The sequence below is a fragment of the Xylanibacter caecicola genome (genome assembly GCF_013166515.1).
In the GTDB taxonomy this organism is placed as follows: Bacteria; Bacteroidota; Bacteroidia; order Bacteroidales; family Bacteroidaceae; genus Prevotella; species Prevotella caecicola.
In genome coordinates, this window is sequence record NZ_JABKKJ010000012.1 from 1 (window position 1) to 15976 (window position 15976).

Genomic DNA, 15976 nt, shown 5'->3' on the forward strand with positions numbered 1-15976 from the left:
ATAAAACGCCTCTTCGAGACCTCTTTGACAAAACTAAATTTCAAAATGACAAAGAACGATTTGGACCTGATGGACCAAGTTTATTTGATTTTTAACAACGTCCCAATTTTAATGGGACACTAGTGATTATCTGTTGTGTCCCAACTCCACGGACATGTTTATAATAAAAGAAGTAATAAATGAGTTGGCACAGGCATACAAAAAAGGCGTGGAGTTGACTATCTATTATTCTTTATTCAAAGGTTCTGGACTACCCAATCAACAGAATACAGTCAAGCCCACACCTGAGGGGTGCGGGCGTTATGACCTCTTGCTCTTTGTTGATTTAGAATTGTCCAGATTCTTGAATAAAAAGAACAAAAGCTAACGCTCTTATTTTAAATATGTCTTTTCGCGCTCGGCGATAAGTTTTATGTCATAGGCATCAATGTTTTAAGTTTGCGGCAAAGTTACAATAAAAAATATTATTTGCAAAATGCCTACTTTATTTATAATTGTTTATCTATAAAAATATCAAGTAATGTTATCTATCCCTAACATTGTAAGCGGTAGAACCTTACATATCAATCAATACTGAAATAGCTTTCCAATTCCTTATTCACCGCTCTATTCCTATTGTCAAGATCTTTTATTATCACGCCATGCTCAAGCAGAGCGATGCGTGTGGAGATGTCCTCGGTGTGTGCAAGGTTGTGGCTACTTATAATGATAGTTGCTCCTGTTTCTTCGTTATATCTCACAAGAAGTTTCTTAAGATAGTTCTGACTTGAGGGGTCTAGGAAGTTGAACGGCTCGTCGAGTATTATCAGTTGGGGGCGGTGCAGCATTGTTGATATGATACCCACTTTCTGCTTGTTGCCGGCAGAAAGGTTGCGGATGAGCTTCTTTTGTCCGAGTATTTCGCCACCCATAAACTGGCTGAATTCTTCAAGACGGCTGTCCGTCTCTTCTTTGCTAATACCGTTAACCTTACCAATAAAGTGGAAATATTCTTCGGGCGTGAGGAAGTCTATAAGAAAACCGTCGTCTATGTATGCACCGGTAAACTTCTTCCATTCTTCGGACTGTGCCGGATTTATTGCAGGTTCATTACCTTCGTGTTCGTTCTCTGTTTGAGGACACATGGCGATTTCTCCGCTGTCGCATTTAATAAGGTCAAGTAAGGAACGGAACAATGTGGTTTTTCCTGCACCGTTGTTGCCGACAAGTCCTACAATCTCGCCGTTGCCTATATTAAAACTATGTATATCAAGTACGGTTTTGTCACCGAAGACTTTTGTAAGGTTGCTTATTTCAAGGAGCATGAGTTTTGAATTACGAGTTTTGAGTTATGAATTACGAATTGTTCTCGCTATGCTGCGATTACGAATTATGAATTAGGAGTTATGAATTGTTCTCGCTGCGCTGCGATTAAGAGTTTTTGAATCACGAATGCACCGGGGTATAGATTACGAATGCCGGGGTACGAAAAAATGTTGAGTTACAAATTTACAAATTGTTAATTCATCATCGCAGCGAAGCAAGAACAATTCGTAACTCATAACTCAACATTCGTAATTCGTAAACTATTTATTAAACAATTCCTTTGCCGTGGCAGTTCTTGAATTTCTTGCCACTGCCACACGGACACAGGTCGTTACGTCCCGGCATTTTGTCCTTGCGTATCGGCATCTGGCGCTGTGGAGCGGCGCTTTCGCGCGTGTCATGACTTGCCGCTGCTTTCTGTCCCGGGTCGGTAAGGTCGTCTTTCTGTTCGTTGTAACGCTGTGTGCGCTGTTCTGGAGCAGCCTCCTGAACCTCATTCTGCTGTATCTCCGGTATCTGACCGCGCATAAGTATGCCAACGATGCGGTTGTTCATCTGGTCTACCATGTCGTCGAACAGCTTGACACTTTCCAGTTTGAATATTACAAGCGGGTCTTTCTGCTCGTATGATGCGTTCTGAACACTGTGCTTAAGCTCGTCGAGCGAACGGAGGTTCTCTTTCCAACAATCGTCGATGATATGCAGCAGTATTGTTTTCTCGAACTGCTTCACAACGCTCTTGCCCTCAGTCTCATAAGCCTCTTTAAGGTCGCATGGTATGTTGTATACGCGCTTACCGTCCGTGATAGGAACCATAATACGCTCGTACATGCTGCCTTGGTTTTCATAAACCTGCTTTATTACGGGATATCCAACAGACTGTATGCGGTCGGTCTTGCGCTTGAAATCTGCCATTGCCATCTGGAAAGACTTCTCTGCAATGGTGTCCTTGCTCTCGTTTACAAACTCCTCGTTGCTGAACGGACATTCCATTGCGAGTACTTTCATGAACTCGTCCTGGCACCCTTCGTAGTCGTTCTTTTCTATAATGCTTACAACACGGTCCCAAATGATGTTGGTAATGTCCATGCCGATACGCTCGCCCATAAGTGCGTGTTTGCGTTTCTCGTACACAACGGTACGTTGCTTGTTCATCACATCGTCATATTCGAGAAGACGCTTACGTATACCGAAGTTGTTTTCCTCGACCTTCTTCTGTGCATGCTCTATGCTTCGCGAAATCATCGGGCTTTCAATACGGTCGCCTTCCTTAAATCCGAGTTTGTCCATTACGCGTGCTATGCGTTCGCTTGCAAACAGACGCATGAGCTTGTCTTCAAGGGAAACATAGAAAACAGAGCTTCCCGGGTCGCCCTGACGACCGGCACGACCGCGCAACTGTCTGTCCACACGACGGCTCTCGTGACGCTCGGTACCGATAATGGCAAGACCACCGGCAGCCTTGACTTCCTGAGAGAGCTTGATGTCGGTACCACGACCCGCCATGTTGGTGGCAATGGTTACCGCTCCGAGCAGTCTTTCCTCTTCATGTGTATTTCCATTTTCGTCCTTTATTGTCACCATTCCCGGACGGCTCTGACCGGCAAGTGCAACGATGTCTGCCTCCTTCTGGTGGAGCTTGGCGTTCAGCACTTGGTGAGGAATCTTGCGCATGTTGAGCATTTTCGACAACAGTTCGGATATTTCAACCGATGTTGTACCTACAAGTGTCGGTCTTCCGGAGTTGCGCATCTCGATGATTTCATCTATCACGGCATTGTACTTCTCACGTGAAGTCTTATAGATGCGGTCGTCCATGTCATTACGGGCAATGGGCTTGTTGGTCGGAATCTCCACAACATCCAACTTGTATATATCCCAGAACTCGCCTGCCTCTGTACTTGCAGTACCTGTCATACCCGACAGTTTGTGGTACATACGGAAGTAGTTCTGCAATGTAATCGTTGCGAATGTCTGTGTTGCTTCCTTAACCTTTACATGTTCCTTTGCCTCTATTGCCTGATGCAATCCGTCGCTCCACTGACGTCCTTCCATGATACGACCGGTCTGCTCGTCAACAATCTTGACTTCACCGTCCATAACAACGTATTCATCGTCCTTGTTGAACATCGTGTATGCTTTGAGAAGCTGCTGTATGGTGTGTACACGCTCGCTCTGTACGGCATAGTGGTTGAGCAGTTCATCCTTCTTGTCGAGACGCTGCTGCGCATCGAGTTCTTTTTCGTTTTCAAGATTTGACAGTTCAGTTGTGATGTCGGGCAGTACAAACAACTCTTTATCATTTACCTGTTTTGCCAGCCATTCTGTTCCCTTATCGGTAAGGTCTGCGGAATTAAGTTTCTCATCAACCACAAAATATAACGGTTCAACAGCCTCCGGCATGCGGCGGTTGTTGTTTTCCATGTATATCTCTTCGGTCTTCAACATTCCCGCTTTTATTCCTTCCTCAGAAAGATACTTGATAAGAGGCTTGTTCTTCGGGAGCGACTTGTGAGAACGGTATAAGCTTAGGAAACCTTCATCCATAAGTTTCTGATCGTTCTTTTCTCTTCCCTCCGCAATCTTCTGCTTTGCATCGGCAAGATACTGTGTGGCAAGTTTGCGCTGAACATCAACAAGACGCTCGACAAGCGGCTGATATTCTTCGAACATCTGGTCGTCACCGTTGGGAACCGGACCGGAAATAATAAGCGGTGTACGTGCATCATCGATAAGAACAGAGTCTACCTCATCGACAATCGCATAGTTATGAGCGCGCTGTACGAGGTCGGCAGGCGAAATTGCCATGTTGTCGCGCAGATAGTCAAAACCGAATTCATTGTTTGTACCGAATGTGATGTCTGCCTGATAAGCCTTGCGGCGTTCTGGAGAGTTGGGGCGGTGCTTGTCAATGCAGTCTACGGACAGACCGTTGAACTCGTAAAGCGGTCCCATCCACTCTGAGTCACGCTTGGCAAGATAGTCGTTAACTGTAACGACATGCACACCGTTGCCTGTAAGCGCATTGAGAAATACCGGCAATGTGGCAACAAGAGTCTTTCCTTCACCTGTTGCCATTTCTGCGATTTTACCTTGATGAAGCACGGCACCGCCGAACAGCTGCACATCATAGTGCACCATGTCCCACTTCATGTCGTTGCCGCCGGCAATCCAATGATTGCTGTATATGGCGTTCTCGCCCTCAATGCGTACAAAATCTTTTGTTATTGCCAACTCCCGGTCGAAGTCGTTTGCAGTAACGACAATCTCTTCGTTTTCCGCAAACCTACGTGCCGTTTCTTTTACAATGCTGAAAGCAAAGGGCATAACCTCGTTAAGAGCCTTTTCGTATTCTTCAAGAACCTCTTTCTCAAGTTTGTCTATTTGATTGAATATTTCTTCACGCTCGTCAATTGGAGTATCTTCTATCTTTGCTTTAAGTTCGTTTATCTGAGCCTTCTGTTCCTTTGCCGAGTCCTGTACGTACATCTTTATCTCTTCTGTACGTGCTCGGAGGGCGTTGTTGTCGAGTGCTTTTATTTCAGGATATGCTACTTTAACTTTTTCAACTAAAGGCTGAATAAGTTTCATGTCACGTGTCGATTTGTCACCGAACAATGATTTTAAAAAACTATTAAAACCCATTTTTTATGTTTATTATTATTTATACAACTTATAAAACCGTGCAAATTTACAAATTTTATTTGTTAAAGAGCACGAACAATATGATTATTTGACGTTCTATAGACCTTATTATAAGGCATTTTCATTAAAACAGCGGTAAAGATGAGCATGCGTTAGGCGCCCTTATTTGAATTGCTCTGGCAACAGAAGGTGCAATTCGGTCTATTGTCACCGGCTCATCTATATGTTGCGGAACTTTTCCCGAACCGTAGAATATTATGGGAAAAGGTGTGTAACTCATATTTGATACAGTTTCCTGCTTATTGTCTTCATTAATCAGTTTCCACCCCGGAGCCGTCTCTATGATGATGTCTCCGCAGTTGAAAATATTGTATCCGTTACGTATCTTCTCGCTCCCCGATTTTTCTTCCGTCAGAAGGTTCTCGTTGGTGTATACATTCTGTACACCCGAGTTCTGCATAAGAAATATCTGAGAACGGTTCAGTATCTCGCTTATATTAAGACGTTTCTGGTCTATCAGCTTTACATTAAGATAAATCTGGTTGTAAAAACATCCGTCAATATATTGGTCGCGTCCGTATATAGCACTCAGATACATGTTTAACAGGTTTGAAGTCCTGTTTATATAGAATGTTCCTGAAGGGACTTTATATTTGGAATAATCCGTACACGGTTCTTCGTTGTATCCTGTTCCGGATATGACAAACAAAACGTTTTCCGTGCCTATCGATTTTTCGATATTGGATATCAGCCTGCCTAAGGTGTAGTCAAGCTGTGTGTATGTTTTCTGTATATTCAGTTCTTTCGTTTCTTTATTGTCGATACCTGTGGCATCGTAAGAAACAAACAGCATGTCCGTTATATCATCCCTGCCCATGGAATTGAAATTCATGCACTTTAATGCCATTTCCGTGACACGGTCGTTTGTGCTGTTTATTGCAGAATTGTATGTTTTATTATATGTATCCAGCCATTGCGGCAGTTTCTTGTTATAATATTTCGACGAGCACCAAAGATTGTCGTTATCAATCCAGTATGCACCGTCTGCCGCATGTCCGGCAGATAATATCGCTGCATCTGGTTTCCGGGCAATGCCGTACACAATGGCATTACCATTGGTCGCTATTTTCAGTTCGTCGCCAATTGTAGACGTCGCAATGTTTGCCGGAGAATAACAGTCGTATTGCTCGTTGCTTATACAATATGTAGGCTTAAGCGTGTTACGGTTCAACCACTCGATGCCAACAATACTATTATAATAAGGTGATGTTCCCGTAGATATGGATGCAATGGCAGATGCCCGGTCTACAGGATGAAAAGGAATCTGTGCAGATGTATAGACCGTACCTTTTTCCAACAGTTGTTTAAAGCCATATTCTCCGTATAAATGTGCAAATTTCTCCAGATAATCCGTACGCAACTGCTCTATTGCAATACTTACCACAAGTTTGGGAGGCTGTTTTACAGCAAGTGCCTGCATGTTTATTACCTGCATGGCAACCAGTAGTGTTATTCCTATATACTTGTGTTTCATACAATTTGCTTATTATATATATGACTTAAACATCTTGCCAGTAATGCAAGTGCCAACACACACATACCCTCTGCATAACATTGTATGAAACTTCCCAAAAGAAAGACAATAATACAGACCAATGCATACATCCAGTATTTATCCTTTATTTTCCTTCTTGAATGTTTGGTGGTTCTATATACAAAGAATAAAGTTATGGGATTTAACAAGAGTATCTGCAAGTTTAATGTTGTAGTAGGATGCTGCGAGAACAACATAACGAAGATTATAATACCAGCCAGACCTGTTGTCAACATAAAGAACAAGTCAAGTCCCCACATCGTTTTTCTTGTTTTTATCTCAATGATTACAGACATTACAGATATTATAAGTATAGCTAAAGCACAATGTATGGGTCGTATCATAAAGCTGTCGCCTACGTTTTTTTCAAACGGACCGATTATCCACCCTGATGTTTTGACAAGTGGAATTCCACTCTTTTTGTCATCACCGACAACTGTTGCCTTTTGAAAATCATCTTTCAGATTTTCCGGAAGAAACTGTTTCTGCCGGTTGTCAATAGGTCTGTCTGCTTTTAATCCAAGCAGCAGATCATTGCCCAATCGTGCCCAAGGGTGATTTTCATTATACAAATGTATAAAGTCACGATACGACATACTTTTCTGTTCAGACGTTTCTTTAACGAATGTTATTTGCCTGCTACCGCCTACAGATTGTTCTATAATGTCTCTTGCACGTGTCGTACAGTTGTCATAAAAGTAATTGTATCTGTATGTTCTGTTTTCGGGAAGATAATTCTTTTCTACGGCTGCTATAAATCTTTCTTTGTCTTCCGGAGAAAGGTTCAGTTCCTGTTCAAAGACACCTCTTCTGGTAAAGCCGTATTCCTGCATAAACCTGTCAAAAGGAATAATCCCCATTTCATAGTCGGTCAGCCCCAATATGAACCTTATTATGAAATAAGGCTTGTCAAAAGAAAACATTCCATAGTTTATCGCAATGTCTATGTCATTCTCGGAATCCTGATATCTTATGGCCGTATGACCGTATAGAGAATACACTTCATCCCCCGGCTGACATGTCAGCAGACTTATGCGTTTTGTGGAGTCGTTATTCTCATTAAGAACAACATTATCGTTGTTTGCAAAAGCCAATCCACGACATAATGTCAATAAAGTCAGTACTATATATATTCTCTTGATTTTTTCCACGATGCAAAAATAACTTATATTTTCCACTTACCGTGCTGTCGTTTCTTTTTTTTTTAATAATTTTGCACCCCGTAAGCTAATTTAGTTACGTGAATATAATAATAGATATAGGCAATACTTGTGTAAAGATGGTATGCTTCGACGGCGACAACGTTGTTGAGGAGGTACGTGCAGATAAAAATGAAAGCACATGTTTGCTTGATTTCTGTAGCAAGTATAGGTTTGAAAAGGGCATCTATTCCAATGTTTCGGATTTGGATACAGAGTTTTGCGATGCAATTAATTCATTGCCTTTTCCCATGTTACATTTTGTCAGCGATGAAACTCCTATACCTATTATTAATAGATATGCCACTCCAAAAACTTTAGGTACAGACCGACTTGCCGCTGCCGTAGGTGCCAATTACCTGCGACCGGATAATGATGTGCTCATCATTGACATTGGAACATGTGTTACTTTTGACATGGTTTCATCTAAAAGAGAGTATCTTGGCGGAAACATTTCCCCCGGACTTTCAATGCGTCTGAAAGCGTTGAATGCCTATACAGACCGTCTGCCCTTGGTAGACAGGAAAGGAAACATGAGCCTTATCGGCGATACAACAGAAACAGCAATACGTAATGGAGTTGTTAATGGCGTTAAATATGAAATAGAGGGTTATATCAATCATTTTATGAAAGAATATCCAGAACTTTTCGTTTATTTAACGGGAGGCGTGCATCTAAATTTGCATTTTTCAGAAAAAATGCCCATATTTGCAGATAATTTTATAGTCCCCAAGGGGCTTAACCGTATATTGGAGTATAATAATGGTTTGTTATAGAAAATTTTTAAGCTTGTTGTCAGTTGCATTTGCAGCTATGTCCGTTTTTGCCCAAAGTGGCACAAATTCACCTTATAGTCAATATGGATTAGGAGTATTAAGTGACCAGACGAGTGGTTTCAACAGAGGTATGAACGGATTGGGATTAGGTTTCCGCGAAAGCAATCAAGTGAACTTCATTAATCCTGCATCATATTCCTCTATGGATTCATTGATGTTTCTTTTCGATGCAGGACTATCCGGACAAATAACAAGCTTCACTGAAAACGAAAAGACACTAAATGCAAACAATGCTGATTTTGAATATGTGGTCGCCGGTTTCAGGGCTTTTAAGCATGTAGGTGTGAGTTTCGGTATCTTACCATATACAAATATAGGATATAACTATTCTGTGAGCGACTATCTTGACGGAGATCGCAACATGGTTTATACAAACTCTTATTCCGGTAGTGGCGGTATTCATCAGGTTTATTTCGGATTGGGCTGGGAATTTCTAAAAGGAATGTCCGTAGGTGCCAACGTTTCCTATTTATGGGGTGACTATGAGCGTGCCGTTATCAACAGCTATAGCGACAGTTGGGCTAAGACTCTGTCAAAGTATTATACGGCAACAGTGAACAGTTATAAGATAGATTTGGGTGCTCAATATGTACATGCATTCGACAAGAACAATGAATTAACTTTAGGCGTGACTTACGGTCTCGGTCATAAGTTGAATGCAACACCACGATGCGATGTAGTATCCACGGATCCTTCTACGTCTACTCCCGACACAACATCATATTCTGTCAAGAAAGGATTAGCCATACCTACAACGTTAGGCGTGGGCTTGATGTGGAAACACAAAAATCAATGGAAATTAGGTATAGACTATAATTATCAGAAATGGGGCAGCATTGAATATCCTGTTTATACAACTGTCGGAAATACTCCCGTTTATCAGTTGTCCGATGATTATTATGACGACCGTCATAAAATCACAGTCGGCGGTGAATTCTGCAAGAACGCTTACAGCCGCAACTTCTTTAACAGAGTCCGTTTCCGTGCCGGTGCTTCTTACGCCACACCTTATTATAAGGTAAACGGACAGGATGGTCCGAAAGAGATAAGTGTAAGTGCCGGTTTCGGTATACCTATAATGAACGGGTATAACAACCGGTCTATATTGAACATATCCGGTCAATGGGTTCGTTCAGAAGCAACGGGACTTATTAAAGAAAACACTTTCCGTATCAACATCGGACTGACATTCAATGAACGCTGGTTTATGAAATGGAAAGTCGAATGACATGCGCTCCGATTTGTAAAACCTCATTTTGCGAAAATCGTTGAAATATTTACTGTATATATTGTTATTATGTTTGTGTTCCTTTGCTTGTACAGAGGAAAAGGAACACATAGCCCCTGCCATATATCCACGTGATTCAGTGGCAATGATGACATCCTACGGAGTAAATACGCTTATATCAGACTCGGGAGTTATAAAATACCGTATCGTAACAGAACGTTGGGAGGTAAATCAGGCGCGTAACCCGTCGCGTTGGATTTTCGACAAAGGGCTTTTTATGGAACAGTTTGATGAGAAATTCCATGTAGAAGCATATATACAATGTGATACCGCTTACTATTTCGACCAGAAGAAATTGTGGGAACTGCGTGGAAGAGTACGTGTACGTACGACCGACGGTCTGCGGTTTTCCAGCGAAGAACTGTATTGGGATCAAAGTTCACACGAGTTGTACAGTAATAAGTTTTCACGTCTCGTGACTCCTGAGCGCGAGATGCAAGGCAGTTATTTTGTCAGCGATGAGCGTATGACACGTTATTCTATAAGTAATTCCAAAGGTTCTTTTGTTAAAGGCGGTATGGGAAACAGCGAAAAGGACAGTATTTTAACTGCCCCTGATACGACAAAGGCAAAGAAACGCTTACCGGTTTCTCCGTCTGCAAGAACTTCACCATTATAATTTTATGGAACAAGTCAGTCTATCCCTTATATCGGGTATAATTATAACAATGTGCTTTTCTGCATTCTTTTCAGGAATGGAGATAGCATTTGTTTCAAGTAACCGCATGCTGGCAGAAATGGATCGCGACAAGACGGGAGTGTCCAGCAGTTTGTTGGCAAAGTTCTACCGTCATCCTAATAATTTCGTCAGCACAATGCTCGTCGGAAATAATATAGCACTTGTTGTATACGGCATACTTATAGCATCGTTCTTCGACAATACTATATTTGCCGGTTTGGATGCAGGCTTTACGGTTCCGGCTGATACAATCCTATCAACAATCATCGTTTTATTTACCGGAGAATTTCTTCCCAAGACATTGTTCAAAAGCAATCCCAACCGCCTGCTCACAATTTTTGCCATACCGGCATATCTATGTTACATTATCTTATGGCCCATTTCGCGGTTCACGACGATGGTGTCGCGTATGTTGCTGCGCATGTTGGGCATGAACATAGAACAGGACGGCAATGACGAAGGTTTCTCCCGCGTTGACCTTGATTACCTGGTTCAGACAAGCATAGACAATGCCCGTGACAACAAGATCGATGATGAGGTGCGTATATTTCAGAACGCCCTTGATTTTTCTGATACAAAAGTGCGCGACTGCATGGTACCTCGTACGGAGATGTGTGCAGTGGAATGCGGCAGTTCCATAAACGACCTTCGGAATATGTTCATCGAAAGCGGCAAGTCTAAGATTATCGTATATAAAGAGGATATAGACCATATTGTGGGATATATACATTCGCTTGAACTGTTCCGCAATCCGGATGACTGGCAGGAGCATATACATTCAATGCTGTTTGTGCCGGAGACTATGACTGCCCATAAACTGATGCAGATGTTCTTACAGCAGAAAAAGAGCATCGGGGTTGTAGTGGATGAATTCGGCGGTACGAGCGGACTTGTTTCTTTGGAAGACATTGTAGAAGAGATATTCGGTGAGATAGAAGACGAACATGACAATTCTAATTATACTGCCGTAAAGACTTCGGACGGCGATTATCTGCTGTCCGCTCGTCTTGAAATAGATAATGTGAACGAACAGTTCGGACTCGACTTGCCCGAAAGTGAAGACTATAAGACATTGGGAGGACTTATCCTGCACGAATATCAAAGTTTCCCGAAATTAAACGAAATAATAAAGATAGGTAACTTTGAATTTAAAATATTGCGGAAAACAATGACAAAAATAGAGTTGGTCAAGCTAAAAGTCATGGAATAGCATAACTTTTTATTTGAAACATACCGTTTTGTATTATCTTTTTTGTAATTTTGTGCGCTAAATATACATATTATAACACGAATAATAATTAAAAACAAACAAATAATAAATGGCAGCTTTAGGAAAAATCAGAAGTAGGGGCGTAATTCTTATCACTGTGATAGGTTTTGCCCTTTTTGCTTTTATTGCAGAAGAGATGTTCCGCTCTTGCGATTCCATGCGCAATGAAAGCAGACAGCAGGTAGGTGAAGTCTTTGGAGAGAAAGTCAATGTACAGGATTTCCAAAAATTAGTAGACGAGTACACTAATGTCATGAAAGTTACACAAGGACGTGAAAATCTTACAGACAGAGAACTGAACCAGATAAAGGACGTTGTGTGGAACACTTACGTACAGAACAAACTTATAGAGAAAGAAGCCAAAGAGCTTGGTCTCACTGTAACAGCCAAGGAGTTGCAGAACGTTCTTACAGAAGGTACAAACCCCATGCTGATGCAGACACCCTTTGTCAACCAGCAGACCGGACGCTTTGATGTAAACGCATTGCAGAAGTTCCTTGCCGAATACAAACAGGCACAGACTGTAAACCCGCAGATGGCAGAACAGTATCGCAGCATTTACAATTTCTGGATTTTCGTAGAAAAGTCTCTCCGTCAGCAGATACTTGCACAGAAATATCAGACTTTGTTTGCCGGATGCATTCTGTCAAACCCGGTTTCTGCAAAGATTGCATATAATGATGAAAATCAGGAAAGCAACATACAGTTGGCAGCATATCCTTATACTTCTGTAAAAGACGACGACGTTAAGGTTTCAGACAGCGACCTTAAGGCAAAATACGATGAGTTGAAACCACGTTTCAAGCAATATGAAGAGAGCCGTGACGTCAAGTATGTCGAGTTGCAGGTTCTTCCGTCACAGGCAGACCGCGCAGCTTTGGACAAGACATTCAAGTCTTATGCACAGGACTTGCAGAGTGCCGAAGACCCTTCAGAGGTTGTACGTAAGAGCGCTTCATACGTGGCTTATTTAGGAATACCGCAGACAAAGAATGCGTTCCCGTCTGACATCGCAGCACGTCTTGATTCAATAGCAGTTGGTTCTATGGTAGGACCGTTTGAGAATAAGGCAGATAATACGCTTAATATTGTACGCCTCATGTCAAAGACTCAATTGCCCGACTCTGTACAGTTCCGCGCAATACAGGTTGGCGGTGCCACACCTGAGGCTGCACGCAAGACAGCAGACAGCATATACACGGCTCTTCAGGGCGGTGCCGACTTTGAAGCACTTGCAAAGAAATACGGTCAGACAGGCGAAAAGACTTGGATAACATCTGCCCAGTATCAGAATGCTCCTTCAATGGATAAGGATACCAAGGCTTATATCTCGGCATTGAACACATCGGCTGTCAATGAAACAAAGAACTTGCAGATGGCACAGTTCAACCTTATTCTTCAGGTTACAGACCGTAAGGCAATGACAGACAAGTATACGGTAGCTGTAGTAAAGAAGCCTATAGAGTTTTCTAAAGACACTTACTCTGCTGCATATAACAAGTTCAGCCAGTTCGTAAGTGAAAACCAGTCGTTGGAAGCAATGGAGAAAAATGCAGCCAAGTACGGTCTGAAAGTTCAGGAGCGCAACGACATACGCAACTCTGAGCACTATGTCGTAGGCATAAACGGCACACGCGATGCCATGAAGTGGATATTCGAGGCAGAGGAAGGTGAGATTTCTCCTTTGTATGAGTGCGGTGAAAACGACCATTTGCTTGTTCTTGCCATGACAAAGGTTCACAAGACAGGATATCGTCCGCTCGATGACACTAATGTAAAAGACTATATCAAGCAGGAAGTGATGAACGACAAGAAAGCAGAGTTGCTCATCGGCAAGCTGAACGGTGTCAAGAACATGGCAGAGGCAAAGGCAAAGGGTGGAAAGATTGCAACTGTAGAACAGGTTACTTTTGCTGCTCCCGTATTTGTTCAGGCAACCGGAGCAAGCGAACCCGCTCTTAGCGGTGCCGTTGCAGCAACAGCACAGGGCAAGTTCTCTTCACATGCCGTTAAGGGAAATGCCGGTGTATACCTCTTCCAAGTTAACAGCAAGAAGATGCGTCCCGTTAAATTTGATGCAAAAGAATACGAGCAGCGTCTGAAACAGAAAGCCCTGCAGTATGCAGGCAACTTCATGTCAGAGTTGTATGCAAAGGCAAATGTAAAGGACAACCGCTATCTGTTCTTCTAATCTTCTAAGGAAATATTTGAACTTTATAAAAAAATGCAGCCCGGCTTGATTGTCGGGCTGCATTTTTTTATAAGGTTAGAGGTGGAAGGTTATAAGGTGATATGTTTAAGGTATCAGGTCTTGAGGTTAAGAATGTTGGATTGCTAATTTAGCGTGAGCTTGTCGAATTCATATACCTTATTATATAACACCTATTATGAATGTATCAAAATTCAATATTTGTTGCGTGCAACAAATATCTATAGTCATTCAAACTAACATTATAAATCAGCCGGCATAAAAGGGAGTGATGTCAGACCGAAAGAAAAAGGAAAAATAGAGGGAGACAGGAGAAGCAAGGAAGATAAAAGACGTTGCATCGGTGCTCGGTACAAACCCATTGTCTTTTATCGTTCGTGGCATCAGCCACACAGCTTCTACTGTCTCCCCTCTATAAATCGTAGCGGAAATTACTTGTTAACAACAAACTTCCATGTCTTGCCGTCCTGTCTTATAATAACGATGCCACGGCTTGTGATACTGCTTATACGGCATCCGGCAGTTGTATACATCTCATAAGGACGTGTAAAGTCGGGCTTTGACGGAGACGATACCGACGGCAGTGCAACATCAGTAGGTATCTTCTTTCCTCTTACACTCATGGTCTTTATCTCCCATGTAGAAGCCTCAGCCGCTGTACTTGTATAATGGAATGCAATCTTTATCTTCTTTCCGACAAAGTCATCAAGCGGAATATCACCCGAATCATTAAATGTCCAAGATGTTCCCTTAGGCCACTTTATACCCTGAAGCACCGTTGTCCGGTCGTCACAAACAACTTCTACAGCCAAAACATCTGACGGTTGGGCGGTCGTACAGAAGTTCACGGCATGACTGAACGACAATATTGCCGTACTGTATCCGTTCAAGTCAATCTCAGGTGTGTACAACGTCGCATCTGCCTTATTAGCACCGCCTTTAAATGCCGTACCCTTCCAGCCATACAAAGGGTCGCTCTGCCATACGATGAAGCCTGAATTGGGTACATCCGTATTAACCACCGTACAGTTTCCTTCATTGTTTCCCGTAAAATCTTCCTTGTATATATCCTCTTCATCACCAGGATAAGTACCTCCGCCTCCGACATAGTCCGACGATTTCTCGGTCTTATCCGGATCGAAAGCTATATCCGTACTGTCGCCCCATACATATTCCATGAGGTTTGGAAAGTCTACATACGGGTTACGGTTGCCCTGTATCTTGCAAACCGCATCGTTACGTCTCACCTCCATCTCATCCACTTTATCAACCCTTGCCCACTCTATATAGAGCGTATATGCCCATGGTTTCAACGTGGGATAATCGCCCTGCTGCAATATCTGCAACGCCTGCGTACCGCTCCACGTGAAGTTCTGATAAGCCGTTGCCATATACATGTATCCGCGTGCAAAGTCACCCTTCCACTTGTCCGCCGGTTCCCACAGCTGATATCCGTTTATACCTGTTCCAATCTTGGTGCATCCGTTGTCTGTTCTAACGTCTGTCACCTTACCCATAGGATAATTGGATTTAGAAGAGTTTATCTTCTGCTCGCTCGGCATAAGGTTATACAAGTCCTTGTATGCCTGATTTTGCGAGCCTCCCCACCAGCTTTTCGGAAAAGAATGCTCTATGTTCATACCGCCCACCGACGAACCCTTACTGCCAAAATAGCGTTCATCGTTGCTGTAACGGTCTATCACCATATTGTCGTCCGTACGGTCGGTGGAATAAAAGCCCTCCCATGTACTTCCACGTCCCGAGCCATAGTCCAGCACTGTTGCATCCTTTATGATGTTATGCACGGCTGTTTTCAGTTCCGCACCTTTCTTTCCTTTAAGCGACGTATAATACCCGTCGGGTATCTGCGCCACAGCCGCCTGTGCCATCAAGAGCATCAGCAGCATGATGTCTGTTCTTAAGAATATCTTTTTCATAGTTTTAATAAGTT

General features: G+C 42.6%; 10 protein-coding genes. 5 read left to right on the forward strand and 5 right to left on the reverse strand.

Features of this window, described 5'->3' with window-relative positions; genetic code table 11:
- Nucleotides 1–563: 563 nt before the first annotated feature.
- From HPS54_RS07935 to HPS54_RS07950, 4 genes are all read right to left on the reverse strand, one after another.
- Nucleotides 564–1304 (reverse strand): ABC transporter ATP-binding protein, encoded by a 741-nt coding sequence (locus HPS54_RS07935; RefSeq protein ID WP_172344908.1) that lies wholly within the window; start codon nucleotides 1302–1304, stop codon nucleotides 564–566.
- 268 nt (nucleotides 1305–1572) lie between these two features.
- The gene (secA, locus tag HPS54_RS07940; protein ID WP_172344909.1) at nucleotides 1573–4950 is read right to left on the reverse strand and encodes a preprotein translocase subunit SecA; all 3378 of its coding nucleotides are present in this window, start codon (nucleotides 4948–4950) and stop codon (nucleotides 1573–1575) included.
- A 124-nt stretch (nucleotides 4951–5074) separates the two neighbouring features.
- A complete protein-coding gene (locus HPS54_RS07945; RefSeq protein ID WP_253951968.1) occupies nucleotides 5075–6484 on the reverse strand; it encodes an alkaline phosphatase family protein in 1410 nt (469 codons plus the stop codon).
- Nucleotides 6481–7695 carry an Lnb N-terminal periplasmic domain-containing protein gene (locus HPS54_RS07950; protein ID WP_172344910.1) on the reverse strand — a complete coding sequence of 405 codons (1215 nt, stop codon included), beginning with the start codon at nucleotides 7693–7695 and terminating at the stop codon, nucleotides 6481–6483. The genes HPS54_RS07945 and HPS54_RS07950 overlap by 4 nt, the downstream gene beginning before the upstream one ends.
- Nucleotides 7696–7784: 89 nt before the next feature.
- Here HPS54_RS07950 and HPS54_RS07955 point away from each other — a divergent pair, with 89 nt between their 5' ends.
- The 5 genes from HPS54_RS07955 to HPS54_RS07975 all read left to right on the forward strand — a co-directional run bounded on the left by HPS54_RS07955 (nucleotide 7785) and on the right by HPS54_RS07975 (nucleotide 14007).
- Complete coding sequence (locus HPS54_RS07955; RefSeq protein WP_172344911.1) at nucleotides 7785–8519, forward strand: type III pantothenate kinase; 735 nt, start codon at nucleotides 7785–7787, stop codon at nucleotides 8517–8519.
- On the forward strand, nucleotides 8506–9807 hold the full coding sequence (gene bamG / locus HPS54_RS07960; RefSeq protein ID WP_420907317.1) for a BamG family beta-barrel-assembly machinery protein: 1302 nt from the start codon (nucleotides 8506–8508) through the stop codon (nucleotides 9805–9807). Before HPS54_RS07955 ends, bamG begins: the two co-directional genes overlap by 14 nt.
- Before the next feature lie 28 nt (nucleotides 9808–9835).
- Nucleotides 9836–10486: an LPS export ABC transporter periplasmic protein LptC gene (gene lptC / locus HPS54_RS07965; RefSeq protein WP_420907318.1), complete on the forward strand. Its 651-nt coding sequence runs from the start codon at nucleotides 9836–9838 to the stop codon at nucleotides 10484–10486.
- Nucleotides 10487–10490: 4 nt separating this feature from the next.
- Nucleotides 10491–11756, forward strand: coding sequence for a hemolysin family protein (locus HPS54_RS07970; RefSeq protein ID WP_253951969.1), 1266 nt, complete (start codon nucleotides 10491–10493; stop codon nucleotides 11754–11756).
- Nucleotides 11757–11865: 109 nt separating this feature from the next.
- Nucleotides 11866–14007 (forward strand): peptidylprolyl isomerase, encoded by a 2142-nt coding sequence (locus HPS54_RS07975; protein ID WP_172344912.1) that lies wholly within the window; start codon nucleotides 11866–11868, stop codon nucleotides 14005–14007.
- A gap of 449 nt (nucleotides 14008–14456) precedes the next feature.
- On the opposite strand, the gene HPS54_RS07980 is transcribed toward HPS54_RS07975, so the two are convergent.
- On the reverse strand, nucleotides 14457–15962 hold the full coding sequence (locus tag HPS54_RS07980) for an endonuclease (RefSeq protein ID WP_216653055.1): 1506 nt from the start codon (nucleotides 15960–15962) through the stop codon (nucleotides 14457–14459).
- Nucleotides 15963–15976 lie beyond the last annotated feature (14 nt).